Consider the following 16,238-nt stretch of genomic DNA (forward strand, 5'->3'; position numbering starts at 1 on the left):
TTCGGCTGTGTCATCGTCCAACGGAACCTGCTGGTAGCCGCCTAGTCGCCGATCACGGCGTTGACGATGCCGGAGACGATCGACATGATCAGCGAGCCGAGCACCGCCCACAGGAACCCGTGGATGATCACGCCCACGTCGAACAGCGTCATCGCCAGCCATGAGGCGAGTTCCATGAGCAGCCAGTTGAGCACCAGCGCGAACAGGCCGAAGCTCAGCAGGGAGATCGGCAGGGCGATCAGATGCACGATCGGTTTGATCGACGCGTTGATGAGCGCCAGAAACAGGGCGAACGCGGCGATGCCGAGAATCGGCGGCTTGCCGACCGCCTCCATGCCGGGCAGCAGCGCCACCATCACGCCCGCCGCGATCGTCAATACCAGCCATCGGGAAAGAAATCGACTCATATCCCGATTATGCCACCGTCGATCACACCGCTCCCGATCAGGAGTGGCGGTAGGATAAGGCCGGCTGCCGGAACCACGGCTGCCAGAGTCACAGGGAGGATCCGCATATGTCACTGACCACGGCGCAACGTGCCGCCACCATCCGCGAATTCCGGGAGAATATGCGTCGTCTGGGACTGGACGCCGACGACATCGGCCGTGCGTTCCACGTCCCCGGCACCGTCATCGAGACCATCGTCAATCTGGAATCGGGCGTACTGGAATACCCGTGGATCATCCGCGGATACCTGCTCGACCGGGCCGCCGAGCAGGACGTCGAGCTCACGCCGTTCACCGCATTGCGCGGCGACCCGCACGACTATTGGTTCCTCGACGGCAGGGTGATCGACGCCGCCGTGATCGACGCCGACTCCGTCGGACGCTGACTCCGTTCGGCATTGACGCCTCGCCCGGGTCTGTCGGTTCCGCAGGGCCTGTCGGTTTTGCAGGGTCTGTCGGTTCCGGTCCCGCAGGCCATGCCGACGTATGCTAGGTTCTATACCGACGTCGGTGGCCGTGGAGGCTTACACCCCGCCGACGGTCATGGAATCGGGCGGAACGGAACGGGAAAGAGGACTGCCGTTGGGTGAGATCAGACGGGAGATGGAGCGGCTCAGACCGGTCTACGAAACGGGGGTACTCCGTCTGCTCCTGCGGCCGAATTCGATGATCTACGTGGCGTTGCTGCGCTCCGCCTTCGACCCGCTCACCGGTGAGCTGCCGAGGGAGATCCTCGAGGACCGGTTCGTCCAGGGGCTGGACGCCCTGATCGAGTCCGGTGACGTCACGCTCAGGGACGACGAGACCACGACCGACGCCGCGAGCCGGATCCTCGCCGAACTCACCCGCGAAGGCGACGGCGACTACGCGTGGCTGGCCAATTCGTTGGACGTCGCCTCGCACCGCTTCCTCTATCGGCTCACCGCACGCGCCCACCGGGCGATCGAGGCGCTCGACCGGCTCGAGGACGACACCCGTACGCTGTCCGGCGCGCAGGCCAACAGCATCATCATGGAGATCGAGCACGCCCGCATGAAGCTGACCGCCGACCCGGCCGAACGCATCGACCTGCTCACCCGGGAGATCGAGGACCGCCAACGCCAGATCGAGCGCATCCGCAGCGGCGAAACCCATCCGCAGCTGGACGGTCAGCAGGTGGAGGACATCATCGCCGTGGTGCACAACACCCTGCGCGGCGTGCCCATCGACCTGCGCGAACTCGCCCTGACCGAGCGTGACAACGGCGACATGCTGCGCCGCCGCATGCAGTCGGGCACCATGACCGTGGACGAGATCCTCACCACCTACCACGACGAATACCGCCGATCCTTCCGCGAGTCCGACAGCGGCCGGCGTTTCGAGGACGCCTTCCAGGTGATCGTCACCGACGAGGGGCGCCGGCAGATCGACGACGCCATGCGGTCCATCGCGAAGACCCCGTATCTTGCGGGCGAATCGAGGACGTTGCTCAATCAGGTCAAGGCCGAACTCGCCCGCATCTACGACGGCATCGAGGACGTGCGCCGGCAGATGCGCGTCTCCGACGAAGCCGTCAGCCGGCTCGTCCGCCAGCAGACCGACACCCGGTACCGTACGATGCTCAGCCGCCTCAACCGGCTGTTCGTCACCCTCAACACCGAAGCCAGAAACACCCCCGACGATCCGGCCACGCCATACCATACCGACGTGGGGTCGGTCCGTCTCGCCGGACTGCCCACGCGGCCCGCACGCGCCATGACTCGCAGTGCGACACCCGGCCTGACGGAGCAGGACGCCCCCGTCGGCAAGGCCCCGGACCTTACGGCCATGATCGAGATCGGCGGACCGAGACTGAAGCATATGACCGCGCTGATCGGCCGCGACCCATACGCCGTGCGCACCGACGACGGCGCCGTGGACGTGGCGGCCAGCTTCAACCGGCTGCCCGAGATGGAACGTCGGGAAAGCGAGATCATCGGCTTCCTCGGTGCACTGCACGCCAGCCGTGCCGATGCCGAACGTGCTGATACCGACTGCGGCGATGCCGGAAGAGCCGCCGCCGACACCGTCATATGGCACTGCGTCTCGATTGACGGCACCCCGCGCCTGTGGCGTACCCGGCCGATCCTCGCCACGCCCGAAACCCTCGCCGCCATCGAACAGGAAGGATGACGAACCCCATCATGACCACCGAATCAGCTGAACGGGTCGAATCAGCCGAACAGACCGAATCCGACGCCGCAGGGGCCTCCAACCCCGAAGCCCTGTTCGAAGGCGACACCAGCGACATGCCCGCCGACGCCCGCATGGCCGCCATCGCCCTCAAACGAGACCGCTACATCAGCGGGGACCTGTACGACATCGCCCGCGACAACATCGATGCCGTCACCCGATCGCTCAACGACGACCTGCTCGTCCCCGTGACCGACACCCGCTACCGCATCATGTACGCCACGCCCGTCAACGAGCCAGGACTGACGATGCGCGCGCTCAAGACCCGCGTCAGCCTCACCCGCGAGGAGGCCTCCCTGCTGGCGTTCCTGCGCATCCGCGTCCTCGAATACGACAATGTGCGTACCGAGGCCGACCAGTGGCTGGTCAGCTTCGAGGAGATCCGCGCCGCCCTGACCACGGGGGCCGGATACCTCGCCGGCCGCAACGACGAGGAGGGCGTGATGCGCAAGCTCTCGATCACCGTCTCCACGATGATCACCTACGGGTACCTCGAACGGCTGGACGACCAGGACGGCATGTACCGCATCACCCCGCTGGTGCCGGTCGTGCTGGACCGCGAACTGGCCGACCTGTGGCTCGGCGAGGCCGATCGTACGCCGGGCGGGGGAGCCGCCGATGCGGCACCACAGCAGACGATGACACCGCAGCAGACGACACAGGGGCAGCCCGCACGACGGCAGGAGGACACCGACCGATGAGACAGGACATGCAGATCGTCGCCGACCGCTGGATGCTGGAAAGCCGGCGGATCGTCAACTGGGGCTCCTATGACGGCTACCACGAATTCCGCCCCTCCACCGCCGACGCCAACCCCGTCACCCTGCTCACCGGCGCCAGCGAATCCGGCAAGTCCACGCTCGTCGACGCCCAGATCTCGCTGCTGTACCCCACGGGCACCCCGTTCAACAAGGCCTCCAACACCGGACGGTCCGAACGCAACGACTACACGTATCTGCGCGGCATGCTGGGCGTCAGCGACGGCGGGGACGCGGACCGGCCGATCTATCTGCGCGGCCGCGCCGCCGACGGCTCCCCGCAGGCCGTATGGGGCGCCATCGTGGACACCTACGTGAACCGCAACGGCGGCGAACGCCTCTCCTGCGGCAAGTTCCTCTACTGCGCCGCCGGGGACGCCCGCAACGACCTGCGTCGGCAGTACGTCGTCTCGTCCGAGCCCATCGATCCCAGGCTCATGGACGCCCATCGCGACACCCCGTTCACCGCCGCGCAGATCAGGGCCACCTACCCGGGATGCCTCACCTTCCCCAACGCCGAGGCCTTCCATGCCCACATCTGGCGCATCATGGGGCTCAGCGCCGAGGCCTGCCGCATGCTGCACCGCATCCAATCCTCCGACGCCCCCTCCCGGCTGGACGACATCTTCAAGCAGGGCGTGCTCGGCGTGCCCGAAGCCCTGACCCTCGCGCGCGCCGCCGTCGACGACTACGAACGCTACGACGAGAACTTCCACAGCATCGAGGACAAGATGCGCCGCATGGCGCTGCTGCGCGACGTGAAGGACGCCTACGGGCGCTACGAACGGGCCGACGATGACGCCGGGGCATGGGCTCGCGTGGACCCGGACTCAGAGACGGGCTTGGCGGCCATACGGGAGTGGACGCGGCGGCGCATGGCCGGAGAGGTCAGGGAGCGGATCCCCGTGGATGAGCGGGACCGTGACGAACATGCCCGCGAACTCGAGCTGGCGAGGCGCGAGGCGAAGGAACTGCAGGACCGAATCGACGAGATCGGCGTGCGGATGCGCGGCCTTGACGGTGGCGACCTGCACCGGCTGGAGACCGAGCTCGATCAGGCGAAGGACGCGGCCGCCGAGGCGCAGGCCCTGCGCGGTCGGCTCGGGGACCGGTTCCGTGCCGCCGGGCTGGACATGCCGCAGGACGGCGAATCCTGGGATCGGACAAGGCGGGAGCTGGCCGGGTCCGAGGAACGATACGCCGACGAGATGGAGCGGCTCGAACATGAGCGCGACGGCGTCATCGGCGAGCGCGGTCGGATCGAGGACCGGCTCGCGTCGCTGAGGCGGGACCGGGACCGTCAGCGGTCTCGGCGTACGCGCATCACCCAGTCGATGGACGAGTCCCGCGCCCTGCTGGCCAAGGCGGTGGGGCTGCCCGCCGAGGAGCTGCCGTATGTGGCCGAGCTCATGGACGTGCGCGAGGAGGACGAGCAGTGGCGTACCGCCATGAACGTGGCGTACGGGCAGATCGCCAGGACGATTCTGGTGGATCGCCGGCATGAGGAGGGGTTCGCCGCGAAGGTGAGCGGCATCGATCCGTCGCTGATGCCACGGCGGACGTGGACGTTCGTGGACACCGGGACGGCTGGTTTTGAGGATGCGGATGCGGTCGACGTCGGGGACGGGCATGAGGCCGATGAGGACGGCGGATGGCTGTCCGACCGGCTGCGGTATCGCGAGGACTCCCCGTTCCGCGACTGGGTGCGGACGCGTACCCGGTCCGCGCGGTTCGACGCCCGGTGCGTGGAGGCCATCGACGATGCGAACCGTGACGAACGGCAGGTGCAGCGTGACGGGCAGATCAAGTCGTCGGATCGCGGCTACCACGGTACGAAGGGCATGCACGCGATCATCGGGTTCGTGAACGAGTCGTATCTCGATCAGCTGCAGCGGCGGATCGACGAGGTCGAGGACGGGCTGCATGAGGCCGACGGCCGGTATCGCGACGTCAGGGAACGGATCGGTGCGCTCCGGGCGCGGCATGAGCTGGCCGATCGGCTGGCGTACACGACGTGGGACAAGGTGGACGAGGACGGTGCCCGCCGTCGCGTCGCCGAGCTCGCCGAACGGATCGACGAGCGTCGGGAGGATCCCGAGATGTCGCGGCTCGCCGAACAGCGGGACCGGCTGGTTCGCCGGCGTGACGAGGCGAGCCGGCGGGTCACCCGCGTCGAATCCGACCTCGACGCCACGGACGCGGCCCTGGAGGCGGCCCGGCGGTGGATGGAATCCCATGGGGCCGGTCCGGATGGGGACAAGACCGGCGATGCCGGACTGTCCGAGGAGATCGTCGGGACGATGGCGGAGGCGTATGAGCGCGGTCTTTCCGGCGTGCTGCGGTCCGAGGACCGCGCGCACGTCATCGTCGGCGTCGGCGGCACGGGGGAGACGTTCGGCGTCAGGCTCGTCGCCGGTATCGCCGATGACGTGCGCGGGCGGATCGCCTCGCTGCGGCGGGGCGCCGACGAGGCGAGGGCGTCGGTGGAGCTGCGCATGGCCTCCTATCGGGAACGGTATGCGCCGGACGACGATGCGCTGACCGACGACATCGGGGACTACCGGTTCTACCTTGATGAGCTGAACGGTCTGGAGGCCCTGGCGGCCACGGATGCCACGGACGGGGAGTACGCCAACTGCCTGGACAAGCTGCTCATGGACTTCACCCAGCTCAACCGTGCGATCGACACCGATGCCAGGGACATCGACGATCAGCTGGAGCGCATCAACGCGATGCTGGTCGGCCAGCGGTTCGGTCCGAGGCATGGCAGCCTGTCGCTGCATGCCGACGTGCGTCGTCCCGATCCGACGTTCACCGGGCAGCTCAGGCGTGTGATGAACCGGCTCGAGGCCCGTCGCCGGGGTGCCGATGAGACCGACGGTGCGGGCGATGACGGCGACGTCCGCCGGCTGTTCGCCTCCTGCGCCCCGATGATCGAACGGCTCCGTCAGGAGCTCGATCAGGTGCGTGACGCGAACGGCATCAGGAGCTACGGGGCGAGGAACCTCGATCCGCGCTGCCGGTCGTCGTTCCATGCGATCGTGCATCACGAGGACGGCCCGGACGAACGCATCTCCTCCACGGGCGGACGCTCCGGCGGCGCCCTGCAGGAGCTGACTTCGTTCGTCTACGGTGCGGCGCTGATCTATCTGCTCGGCGGCGGCATGAGCGGCCAGCCCACCTACGCCACGCTGTTTCTCGACGAGGCGCTGATCAAGGCCGACGGACGGTACACGCAGCGCGCGCTGTCGGTGCTGCCGAGGCTCGGGTTCCAGGTCATCGTCTCCGCGCCGGAAAGCAAGACCGCGGAGATCCTCGGCGTGGCCGACAGGGCGTACGTGGCCTACCGGGATCTCGACACGGGCCGCTCCTACCTGCAGGAGGCGTCGCTGGAGACGGCCGACGACGCAGCCGCCTAGCGTTCGCGAACCCTGCCTAGCGCCTGTGAGCCCGCGAGGGGTCGCCGCCGTTCATGACCGCGGCGATCCGGCGGGTCACGGCCCGGGGCAGCAGCCGTTCGGCGAGGGCGCCGGCCATGGTGGTCGGACCGTGGTAGGCGAGTGTGCGGCCCCGCATCATCGACCGGTAGGCGTATTCGGCGAGCTGCCGGGCCGTGGCCGGGCGGGTCAGGGTGAAGAAGTTGATGCCGGCCATGTGCGCGGCGGCGGCGAAGCCGGTGGTCGTGGGTCCGGGGCACACGCAGGTGACGCTCACTCCCGAACCCTTCAGCTCGTAGGCGAGCGCCTCGGAGAACGAGCGCACGTACGCCTTGGAGGCGAAGTAGGTGGCCATGTACGGGCCGGCCATCATCGAGGCGACCGACGAGACGTTGAGGATCCGCCCGCCGCCCGCCCGGCGCATGTCGCGGCCGTAGCGGTGGGCCAGTTCGGTGAGCGCCGTCACGTTTACCCGCAGCATTTCGTCGACGCGTTCGATCGGCATGTCGAGGAACGTCGACCATTCGGCGAACCCGGCGTTGTTGACCAGATACCGCACGTCAAGGCCGCGCTGCGTCGTGAAGGCGTGCAGTTTCGCGGCCGCGTCGGTCCCGCCGAGGTCTATCGCATACGATATCGCGTGTACGCCGTATTTGTCGCCGAGCCGTGCCGCCAGCCGCCTAAGCTTCGTCTCGTTGCGGGCCGTGAGCACGACATCGTGTCCATGCCGAGCGAACAGTTCCGCCAGTTCGTACCCGATGCCGCTCGAGGCACCCGTGATCAATGCGTAAGCCATGATCCCACTGTACGCGTCGCATGGCGACACGCCGTGGATGTGTACGGCGGATGAAATGATCGGTTTTCGGCGTGGCTTACCGTCCGACTGCGATAGCGTAGTGCGCTGTGAGTGAGAAGAAAGGCTTTCAGATCACGCCCGGCGTGGCGCGGGCGATGCTGGTGGTGAACGCGGCGGTATGGGGATCCGGCTATACGATCCTCAAATTCATTCAGGCGTCCATCACCACGCAGTGGATGATGGGCATCCGCATGTTCTTCGCGGCGCTGCTGCTCGGCCTGATCTCCCTGCCGAAGCTTCGCCGCATCCACCTGCGCCGGTACATCATCCCGTGCATCGCGCTGGCTGTCACCTACTGGCTGGGCTTCATGTTCCAGCTCAAGGGCCTCGAGGGCATGCCCCCGGGCCGCAATTCGTTCCTCGTGGACACCTACTGCGTGATGGTGCCGTTCCTGATCTGGGCCATCACCCGCCGGCGTCCCGGCTGGCAGCATATCGTGGCTGCGTTCGTGTGCATCGTCGGCCTCGGCTTCGTTTCGCTCAGCGGCACCGGCGGCGCCGAACTGTTCCACGTCAGCTTCTTCGACGGCATCACCATCATGTCCGCGGTGTTCTACGCGCTGAACCTGGTGATCATCGGCATGCTCGGCCGCAGCTACGACGCCGTGGGCCTGATCTTCCTCGAATTCGCGTTCTGCACGGTGCTGTTCGTCGGCGGCGCGTTCCTCACCGAGGGCATGCCGCAGGCGTCGTGGGCCACCCCCGAGATCATCGGCGGATTCGCGTATCTGGTGATCGGCTCGACGATCATCGGCCAGATGTTCCAGACCATCGCCGTGCAGAAGGTCCCTACCTCGCAGGCGTCGATCATCCTGAGTACCGAATGCATCTTCGGCGTGCTCGCCTCGATGGTGTTCTACGGCGAGCGGCTGACCTCCCACACGATGGTCGGCTTCGCGCTGATCTTCGGCGCGATCCTCCTGTCCGAACTACAATTGCCGAAGCGGCACGCGGTCAGTTCCCGAACAGATTCCTGACGTGGTCGGCGAGGCCGCCCAGATCGCCCGAATTGCCCAGCCCGTTCAGGGCCTCGGCCGCCTGCGGCAGGGCGTCGCCGACCTGAGGCAGGGCATCGGAAAGACCCGCAGCGGTATCCGTCAGCGATCCGGCGGCATCCGTCAGTGACCCAGCGGCGTCGCCCGCCGTCTGCGCCGCCGTGTCGGTGAACTGCTGCGCACCGTCGGTGAACTGCTGCGCGCCGTCGGCCAGCTGCTGGGCCGCGTCTCCCGCCTGTGCGCCTACCTCGCCCGACTGATCCTGCAGGCTCTGAAGCCCGCCTTGCAGGGAGTCCGCCGCGCCGCCGGTCACCTGATCCACCAGATCCTGAATCTGCGGCACCGCGTCCGTCACCTGCGACAGATGCTCCTGCGCCATGTCCGTGGCCCCCGAAAGGGCTCCGGCCAGCGCATCCCTGGCGAAATCGAACAGTCCCATGTCATCCCCCTTTGGCTTGGTGATATCCGTACCCTTCCCACCATACCGGCTCCCGCACGACGCCGTCGACCGCTTGAGCGACGGACGTATCCGCCATGTCGGCTCCGCACCCGCCGCGTCGCATGTCGGCTCCGGATCCGCCGCGTCACATGCCGGCGGATCCGAGGAGTAGAGTGCTACGGGGACGAACGGAGGAAGGGAGATTCGTTGCAGCAGTTCTTCATCGTGCTTGATCAGCTCATCGGCTTCGCCGTCATGCTGGTGATCGGGTTCATCTGCATCAAGGCCCACGTCTACGGGCAGAAGGCGCTGGACGGCATGTGCCAGCTGATCCTCAAGGTCGGCATCCCCACGCTGGTGTTCGCCAACGCGGTGTCGGGCACCACCCGCGACGATCTGGTCGCCTCGTTCGCCGTCATCGTCATGACCGTCGTCATGTACGCGCTGCTCATCGGCCTGTTCCGCCTGCTGGCCGTCGTCCTGCGCCTGCCGGGGGAGCGGGGCCGGATCTTTCAGGGCGGCTTCATCTTCGGCAACGCGGGATTCATCGGCCTACCGCTCGCTCTGGCGCTGTTCCCCGGCCGCGGCGCCCTGTACTTCGCCCTGATGTCGGTGGTCGACCAGTGTCTGCTGTGGACGTACGGCGTGTGGATCACCAAGCCCCTCGCGAACCGGTCCAGCCGCGCCGACGAACGGCCCGCGACCTCGTGGGGGCAGCGTCTGCTCAGCTTCGTCAGTCCCGCGCTGGTCGCGGTGTTCCTGGCGCTGGCGATCATCATCGCGGGCATCCCCGTCCCGCAGCAGGTGCTCAGCCCGCTGCACACCGTCGGCGCGGTCTCCACGCCGCTGTCGATGATCTACATCGGCGGCCTGTTCGCGCTGCGCGACTGGACGCCCATCCTGCGCAAATACGAGCTCTACGTCGGCATCGCGGTGAAGATGCTGGCCTTCCCGATCATGTTCTACTACCTGTTCACGCTGGTGCCGCCGATGCTGGGGCTGGGCCGGATCGCCCCGGACATGGTGCACATGATGACCCTGATGTCCGGTCTGCCGACGATGTCGGCCCTGGTGATGTTCGCCGAGCGTGAGCGCAACATGCCCGAATACGCCATCGGCCTCGTGCTGATCACCACGCTGGCCAGCCTGTTCACGCTCACCGCTGTTTCGTACGTGGTGTTCTGACCGCGGCCGTGCTGCCCGTGACCGCGGTGAATCCGGCTTTGCCGTCAGGTGAATTCTTGCGATCGGCCGGGTCGTGGCCGCGATCGGGCCGCGGATGCCGGTACCGTGGAACCATGCGAATGCGACGCCGGGGCCGCAGGAGGCTCCGCAGGGCGACCGTGCCGACCGATCGTACCGAACGACCGCGTCGAAGGACCGCATCGGACGACCGGCGGCCGTCGCAGTGAGCGTACCGAACAACGAAACGAGGAGCAGCGCTTATGGGAATGCCTTTGGACCTGTATGTGATCCGACACGGCGAATCGGAGGCGAACGTGATCGTCGAAGCCGGGCAGCAGGGCGACGACTCGCTGTACACGCAGGACAACGTGACCGTGCCGGACCGGTCGTGGAGGCTCACTGCCACCGGACGCAAGCAGGCCGACTGCATCGGCCGTTGGCTGGTCTCCCAGCAGCAGCTGTTCGACCGGTATCTGGTCTCGCCGTACGTGCGCACCCGCGAGACCGCCGCCACGATGGCGCTGCCCAAGGCCAAGTGGGAGGAGACGCGCGTGCTGCGCGAACGCTCGTGGGGCGAGATCAGCACCGTCACCCAGCAGGTGTTCCGCGACAACTATCCGCGCAACTGGATGTTCAAGCGCACCGACCCGCTCTACTGGCGGCCGCCGGCAGGCGAGTCGATCGCCGACGTGGCCGAGGATCGCGTGCACAACCTGCTCACCTCGCTCAACCGCCGTGCCGAGGCCGAGTCGGTGGTGGCCGTCTCCCACGGCGACTTCATGCTGGCGCTCATGCTCACCCTGGAGGACATCTCCGACGAGGAGTTCCTGCGTCGCTCCGATTCGGACGAATGGAAGATCACCAACTGCACCTGCTTCCACTATTCGCGACGCGACCCGAACACCGGCAGGACCTCGCAGCGCGTGCGCTGGGAGCAGACCGCGCGTCCGGTGCTCAACGCGCAGACCGGCCGCTGGGAGGTCAAGGTGGACGAGTGGCGCGAGTTCCAGCGGCCGATGCTGAGCAACGGCGATCTGGTGGACGTGGTGCACTCCGTGGACCCGCACCTCACCCAGTTCGCCCGCTGACGTTGAACGCTTGGGTCGAACGTTTGACGGACCATGGCGTTTGACGGACAATGGGGACGTCGCATAGCCGCATAGTCGCGGGAACACGCAGGGAAAGGACCCATCATGACCGATTCGCAGGGCAGGCGCATCGCCATCGTGACCGGAGGCGCCTCCGGCCTCGGACTCGAATTCGTCCGGCAGCTGCACGACGCCGGATGGCTCGTGGCCAACATCGACTTCAACGCCGAGGCCATGGCCGATCTGGACGGCCGGTTCGGCGAGGGGTATCTCGGCTTCGTCGGCGACGTGACGGACGAGGCGTTCACCCGCGAATCGGTCGGCCGCGTCGCCGCCGAGGGGCACATCGACCTGCTGATCAACAACGCCGGACAGCCCTCGTTCAAGACGCCGACCGCCTACGAGGCCGCCGACGTGGACAAGTGCCTCAAGGGGCTCAGGGGCATGATCCTGTGGTCGGTCGAGACGCTGAAGGCCACGGGGGAGCGGGCCGTGAAGATCGCCAACGTGATGAGCACCGCGGCCACGAGGGGCAACGCCAACGAGTCGGTGTACTGCGCGGCGAAATGGGGCGAGAAGGGATACACGAAGAGCCTGCAGGCCGCGTACAAGGGCACCGACGTGAAGATCGTCGGCGTGTATCCGGGCGGCATCGACACGGACTTCTACCGCGAGAGCCGCGACTACGTGTCGCTGGAGAAGCAGCATTCCTTCATGCGTCCCGACGAGCTGGCGCGGGTGATCCTGTTCAACCTCGTCAACGACGCGAACCTCACGGTCTCCGACATCCGCATCGAACGCAATTCGTGAGGCCCGGCGGCGGGACACGGTCCGGCGACGTGTGGCCGGTCCCGCGTGATCGGCCCCGTCCCTCTTGCCCGTCAAGGGGACGGGGCCGTCTGTTCCCGTGATGGGGTATAGTGGTCAGGTTTGCGTAGATCACGCGATGCCGATGAGACGAAAGATCACTGTGTCCCCGAATAAGACGAACCATACCAAGACGAACAACAGCAAGACGAACAACGCCAGGAAGAACGACGGCAGGACGAATGCAGGCGGCAAGGGCCGCAGGTCCGGACAGCGCGACAGGGCCGGGCGGAACGAGAGAACGAAGACGAACGTGACCGGACTCGGCGTGGCCGATGAGCCGATCATGACCGGTGCCGACATGACCGGATCCCCGTATGACGATTCGCGGAACGATTCGCATGACGACGAGCGGCCGGCCCCCACCTTCGCGCAGCTGGGCGTGCCCGGGCCGCTGGTCCGCGTGCTCGCCCGGGACGGCAAGCGGGAGGCCTTCCCGATCCAGGCCGACACCCTGCCCGATTCGCTGGCCGGCCGCGACGTGCTGGGCCGCGGCCGCACCGGCTCCGGCAAGACCCTCGCGTTCTCGATTCCGCTGGTGGCCCGCCTCGCCCAATCCCGCAGGCGGGTGAGCGCCGAACGCATCCCGCATCCGCGCGGCATGGTGCTGGCCCCCACGCGCGAGCTGGCCAACCAGATCAACGAGGTGCTCGCCCCGCTGGCGCAGGCCTACGGCATGACGACGGCCACCATCTACGGCGGCGTCAAGCAGAGCCGTCAGGAGCGCGAGCTGCGCGCCGGCGCCGAGATCATCGTGGCATGCCCCGGACGACTGGAGGACCTGCTCGGCCAGCATGTGCTGTCCCTCGAATCCGTGGAGATCGCGGTGCTCGACGAGGCCGACGAGATGGCCGACATGGGCTTCCTGCCCGCGGTGGACCGTCTGCTCGCCCAGATCGCGTTCGACTCCCAGTGCATGCTGTTCTCGGCCACGCTCGACCACGGCGTCGACGCGCTGGTCGAGAAGTTCCTCGACGATCCCAAGGAGCATGCCGTCGATTCGGCCACCGCCAGCGTGGACGAGATGACCCACCATGTGTTCGAGACCACCCATGCCGACAAGCATGAGCTGGTGCGTACGCTGGCCTCCGGCACCGGCAAGCGGATCCTGTTCACCCGCACCAAGTTCCAGGCGAAGAAGCTCGCCAAGAACCTCACGAAGAACGGCATCCCCGCCGCCGAGCTGCACGGCAACCTCAGCCAGAACCAGCGTGACCGCAATCTCGCGGCGTTCGAGTCGGGCGAGGTGCGCGTGATGGTGGCCACCGACGTGGCCGCGCGAGGCATCGACGTGTCCGGCGTGGAGCTGGTGGTGCAAGTGGAGCCCCCGGCCGACCCCAAGTCGTTCCTGCATCGTTCCGGACGTACCGCCCGCGCCGGTCACGCCGGCGACGTGGTGACGCTCGTGCTGCCCGAGCAGCGGCGCGAGACGCGCACCATGCTGCGCCGGGCGGGCATCAAGGCGAAGCCGGTGGAGGTGACCCACGATTCGCCCGAGGTGCTGGAGCTGGTGGGCCAGCGCGCCGAGAAGGTCGATCACTGGGAGCTGTCCCCGCTGAAGCCGAAGCGTTCCCATGCCGTGGGCGAGGGACGTGGCCGCGGACGGGGCCGTGCCGACCGTCATGACGCCGGACGCCACGATTCCCGTCAAGGCCAGGGCGGCAAGCGGATCCATCGCAAGCCGATCCGTGTGGTCAGCGACGAGCGCGGTGAGGACGCCAAGCGTCACGAACGTCGGATGAACGCCCGCCGGAACTCCGGTGCCGAACGTTCGCGCGGCGAGCGCAACCCCATGCAGCACCGTCGCAACAAGAGCCGCAAGCGTTCCGTGCCGTTCCGCATGGGACGCTGACGCGGCACCGGCCGGATACGGCAGGAGCGGAAATGTCACGGGGCCGGACCGACGTCATCAGTCGGTCCGGCCCCGTGGATTATGCGGTGACGGCCATGCGGTGATGATCACATGACGGTGATCAGGCGGTGATGGCCTTCACGTAGTCGGCGGCGATCCGATCCAGATCGGCGTCGGTCAGATCGGCCACGCCGGAGACGACGAACGGCTTGACCCATGTGGCCTGAATGTGGTCGGCCATGGTTTCGAACGGGCTGAGCAGCTCGTCCATGGTGTGATGGTGGCGGCCTTCGGGCGTGTAGGTGTCGGCGGGGGAACCGGTGGTGGTCACCACCTGAATCTCCTTGCCGGCCAGCGCATGCGCGTTGCCGTACGCCCAGTCGCTGGTGAGCACGGCGTCCTCCCATTGCTTGAGCAGCGCGGGCGCGGAATACCAGTAGAACGGGAATTCGAACACCAGACGGTCGGCGGCGTCCACGAGCTGCTGCTCGTGGTCCTTGTCCACATGGAAATCGGGGTAGGCGGCGTACTCGTCCACCACGGTGATCGTCTCGGCGTGACGGCGGGCCTCCTCGACGAGACGACGATTGATGCGTGAGGCGTCCTCGAGATGCGGGTGGAACACCAATACCAGCGTTGACATGACGAACCTTTCGTTGCGGGATATGACATGCACAGTCTATCGCCGCATCCGGCGGATCATGCGGGAAACGCGTACAGTCTGCCGCCGTGTCCGTCGGTGACGACGACCCTCGGCGAGGGCTTCAGGGTCAGGTCCACGGCGATCTCATGCGTGCCGTCCGCGCTGATCGACCGGTACCGGTACCGCGTGTTCTCCAGCACCGTGTGCTCGGTGTGCGCGCAGACCAGCCACGGGTGGCGGCGGCGCAGCCCGATGAGATCCTGATGCGCCCGGTAGATCGGCTCGCCGATCCGGGACAGCCGATCGGGCGAGTCGGGGAACTTCGGCCGGATGTCGTCGTCGCCGCCCAGGCATTCGCGCTTGACCCCCACGTACCCCTGCTCGTCGCCGTAGTAGATGCTGGGCGTGCCGCCCACCGTCATCAGCACGGCCAGGGCGAGCACCGCCATGTCCGGGCCGATCTCGGAAGCGATGCGGGTCACGTCATGGTTGCCGATGAACGTCTGCGGGACGAAATGGCGCAGAAACTCGTTGTGCCGGTTCAGATTCCAGTCGAGCTCGAAGAAGTTCGCGGTCTGCATGCTGTGGCGTATCGACTTCCACAGCTCGTACTGGGTGAGCGAATCCATGCCGGACTCCTCGACGATCGCTGGATAGTCGCCGTGGATCACCTCGCCGAAGATCCACGTATGCGGATGGCGGGCACGCACCTGCGGCAGCACCTCGGACCAGAAGCGCGGAGGCACGCTGTACGCGGCGTCGAGCCGCCAGCCGGAGGCGCCGCGGTCGAGCCAGTCGTTCATCACCCCGGCCACGTAGCGCACCGTCGCCGGACTGTCATGGTCGAGATCGACCAGACGGTCATGGCCTTCGAACACGTCGAGCGTCGGACGGCCCTGATCGTCCCGGCCGGCGCGGACCAGGCCACGCCACGGATCGTCCTCGGGACGAAGATCCCCCTGCGCCTCATGCAGCGCCGCGGCGACCGCCGGATGATCCCGGCCCACATGGTTGAACACGCCGTCGAGAATCAGCTGCATGCCCTTGTTCCGGCACGCCTCGGCGAGCCGGTCGAACGCGCCGTCACCACCCAGCCGCACATCCACATGCCGGTAGTCAAGCGTGTCATAGCCGTGCGTGGAGGATTCGAAGATCGGTCCCAGCAACAGGCCGGACGCCCCCAGATCACGCACGTAGTCCAGCCAGTCGATCAGCGAGTCAAGCCCCCGGTCGCCGAACCGGCGCGGGCCGGAGGGACGGATGTCGGCGCCGACGAACCCGAGCGGATACACCTGCCACCACACCCCGTGACGGACCCACAGCGGCAGATCGTCATACGACGGGTACGGTGCCGTTCCTCCGTCATGCCGGATGCCTCCGTCCGGAACCTGCGACGTGATGTCTGACGATGCGTTCATGACAGCCTCCCTGTGAACGTGACGATGACGGAATCCGGATCAG

At 67.1% G+C, this 16,238-nt stretch carries 13 protein-coding genes and 1 pseudogene; 9 read left to right on the forward strand and 5 right to left on the reverse strand.

Annotation, left to right across the window (positions count from 1 at the left end; translation table 11 throughout):
- Positions 1 to 41 precede the first annotated feature (41 nt).
- Positions 42 to 407 (reverse strand): phage holin family protein, encoded by a 366-nt coding sequence (locus CSQ87_RS07035; protein WP_100513172.1) that lies wholly within the window; start codon positions 405 to 407, stop codon positions 42 to 44.
- Positions 408 to 514: 107 nt separating this feature from the next.
- Here CSQ87_RS07035 and CSQ87_RS07040 point away from each other — a divergent pair, with 107 nt between their 5' ends.
- The 4 genes from CSQ87_RS07040 to CSQ87_RS07055 all read left to right on the forward strand — a co-directional run bounded on the left by CSQ87_RS07040 (position 515) and on the right by CSQ87_RS07055 (position 6,834).
- Positions 515 to 832 carry a DUF2316 family protein gene (locus CSQ87_RS07040; RefSeq protein ID WP_100513173.1) on the forward strand — a complete coding sequence of 106 codons (318 nt, stop codon included), beginning with the start codon at positions 515 to 517 and terminating at the stop codon, positions 830 to 832.
- Between the two features lie 196 nt (positions 833 to 1,028).
- Complete coding sequence (locus CSQ87_RS07045) at positions 1,029 to 2,597, forward strand: DUF3375 domain-containing protein (RefSeq protein ID WP_207761115.1); 1,569 nt, start codon at positions 1,029 to 1,031, stop codon at positions 2,595 to 2,597.
- A gap of 11 nt (positions 2,598 to 2,608) precedes the next feature.
- Positions 2,609 to 3,358 carry a DUF4194 domain-containing protein gene (locus CSQ87_RS07050; RefSeq protein WP_100513279.1) on the forward strand — a complete coding sequence of 250 codons (750 nt, stop codon included), beginning with the start codon at positions 2,609 to 2,611 and terminating at the stop codon, positions 3,356 to 3,358.
- A complete protein-coding gene (locus tag CSQ87_RS07055; protein WP_100513174.1) occupies positions 3,355 to 6,834 on the forward strand; it encodes an ATP-binding protein in 3,480 nt (1,159 codons plus the stop codon). The genes CSQ87_RS07050 and CSQ87_RS07055 overlap by 4 nt, the downstream gene beginning before the upstream one ends.
- A gap of 16 nt (positions 6,835 to 6,850) precedes the next feature.
- On the opposite strand, the gene CSQ87_RS07060 is transcribed toward CSQ87_RS07055, so the two are convergent.
- Positions 6,851 to 7,648, reverse strand: a complete 798-nt coding sequence (locus CSQ87_RS07060; RefSeq protein WP_100513175.1) for an SDR family NAD(P)-dependent oxidoreductase — start codon at positions 7,646 to 7,648, stop codon at positions 6,851 to 6,853.
- Positions 7,649 to 7,755: 107 nt separating this feature from the next.
- On the opposite strand from CSQ87_RS07060, the gene CSQ87_RS07065 reads away from it, so the two are divergent.
- Complete coding sequence (locus CSQ87_RS07065) at positions 7,756 to 8,685, forward strand: DMT family transporter (protein WP_243388872.1); 930 nt, start codon at positions 7,756 to 7,758, stop codon at positions 8,683 to 8,685.
- On the opposite strand, the gene CSQ87_RS07070 is transcribed toward CSQ87_RS07065, so the two are convergent.
- Positions 8,663 to 9,142: a hypothetical protein gene (locus CSQ87_RS07070; protein WP_100513177.1), complete on the reverse strand. Its 480-nt coding sequence runs from the start codon at positions 9,140 to 9,142 to the stop codon at positions 8,663 to 8,665. The genes CSQ87_RS07065 and CSQ87_RS07070 overlap by 23 nt on opposite strands.
- Before the next feature lie 207 nt (positions 9,143 to 9,349).
- Between CSQ87_RS07070 and CSQ87_RS07075 the strand changes: the two genes are divergently transcribed.
- The 4 genes and pseudogenes from CSQ87_RS07075 to CSQ87_RS07090 form a co-directional block, all read left to right on the forward strand.
- The gene (locus tag CSQ87_RS07075; RefSeq protein ID WP_100513178.1) at positions 9,350 to 10,327 is read left to right on the forward strand and encodes an AEC family transporter; all 978 of its coding nucleotides are present in this window, start codon (positions 9,350 to 9,352) and stop codon (positions 10,325 to 10,327) included.
- Positions 10,328 to 10,587: 260 nt separating this feature from the next.
- On the forward strand, positions 10,588 to 11,415 hold the full coding sequence (locus CSQ87_RS07080) for a histidine phosphatase family protein (protein WP_100513179.1): 828 nt from the start codon (positions 10,588 to 10,590) through the stop codon (positions 11,413 to 11,415).
- Between the two features lie 105 nt (positions 11,416 to 11,520).
- Positions 11,521 to 12,225, forward strand: a complete 705-nt coding sequence (locus CSQ87_RS07085; RefSeq protein WP_100513180.1) for an SDR family oxidoreductase — start codon at positions 11,521 to 11,523, stop codon at positions 12,223 to 12,225.
- A 358-nt stretch (positions 12,226 to 12,583) separates the two neighbouring features.
- Positions 12,584 to 14,092, forward strand: a pseudogene (locus CSQ87_RS07090) (DEAD/DEAH box helicase); the annotation flags it as partial.
- A gap of 163 nt (positions 14,093 to 14,255) precedes the next feature.
- On the opposite strand, the gene CSQ87_RS07095 reads toward CSQ87_RS07090, so the two are convergent.
- Both CSQ87_RS07095 and CSQ87_RS07100 read right to left on the reverse strand, forming a co-directional pair.
- Positions 14,256 to 14,777 (reverse strand): NAD(P)H-dependent oxidoreductase, encoded by a 522-nt coding sequence (locus CSQ87_RS07095; protein ID WP_100513181.1) that lies wholly within the window; start codon positions 14,775 to 14,777, stop codon positions 14,256 to 14,258.
- Positions 14,778 to 14,833: 56 nt separating this feature from the next.
- Positions 14,834 to 16,105 carry an alpha-amylase family protein gene (locus tag CSQ87_RS07100; protein WP_243388885.1) on the reverse strand — a complete coding sequence of 424 codons (1,272 nt, stop codon included), beginning with the start codon at positions 16,103 to 16,105 and terminating at the stop codon, positions 14,834 to 14,836.
- Positions 16,106 to 16,238: the final 133 nt, after the last annotated feature.

The organism is Bifidobacterium simiarum (assembly GCF_002802905.1).
Taxonomy (GTDB): Bacteria; Actinomycetota; Actinomycetes; order Actinomycetales; family Bifidobacteriaceae; genus Galliscardovia; species Galliscardovia simiarum.

Bases quoted from the DNA above. Each gene is read 5' to 3' on its own strand.
- CSQ87_RS07035 (WP_100513172.1), bottom strand. From the start codon at position 407: ATGAGTCGATTTCTTTCCCGATGGCTGGTATTGACGATCGCGGCGGGC.
- CSQ87_RS07040 (WP_100513173.1), top strand. From the start codon at position 515: ATGTCACTGACCACGGCGCAACGTGCCGCCACCATCCGCGAATTCCGG.
- CSQ87_RS07050 (WP_100513279.1), top strand. From the start codon at position 2,609: ATGACCACCGAATCAGCTGAACGGGTCGAATCAGCCGAACAGACCGAA.
- CSQ87_RS07055 (WP_100513174.1), top strand. From the start codon at position 3,355: ATGAGACAGGACATGCAGATCGTCGCCGACCGCTGGATGCTGGAAAGC.
- CSQ87_RS07060 (WP_100513175.1), bottom strand. From the start codon at position 7,648: ATGGCTTACGCATTGATCACGGGTGCCTCGAGCGGCATCGGGTACGAA.
- CSQ87_RS07070 (WP_100513177.1), bottom strand. From the start codon at position 9,142: ATGGGACTGTTCGATTTCGCCAGGGATGCGCTGGCCGGAGCCCTTTCG.
- CSQ87_RS07080 (WP_100513179.1), top strand. From the start codon at position 10,588: ATGGGAATGCCTTTGGACCTGTATGTGATCCGACACGGCGAATCGGAG.
- CSQ87_RS07085 (WP_100513180.1), top strand. From the start codon at position 11,521: ATGACCGATTCGCAGGGCAGGCGCATCGCCATCGTGACCGGAGGCGCC.
- CSQ87_RS07095 (WP_100513181.1), bottom strand. From the start codon at position 14,777: ATGTCAACGCTGGTATTGGTGTTCCACCCGCATCTCGAGGACGCCTCA.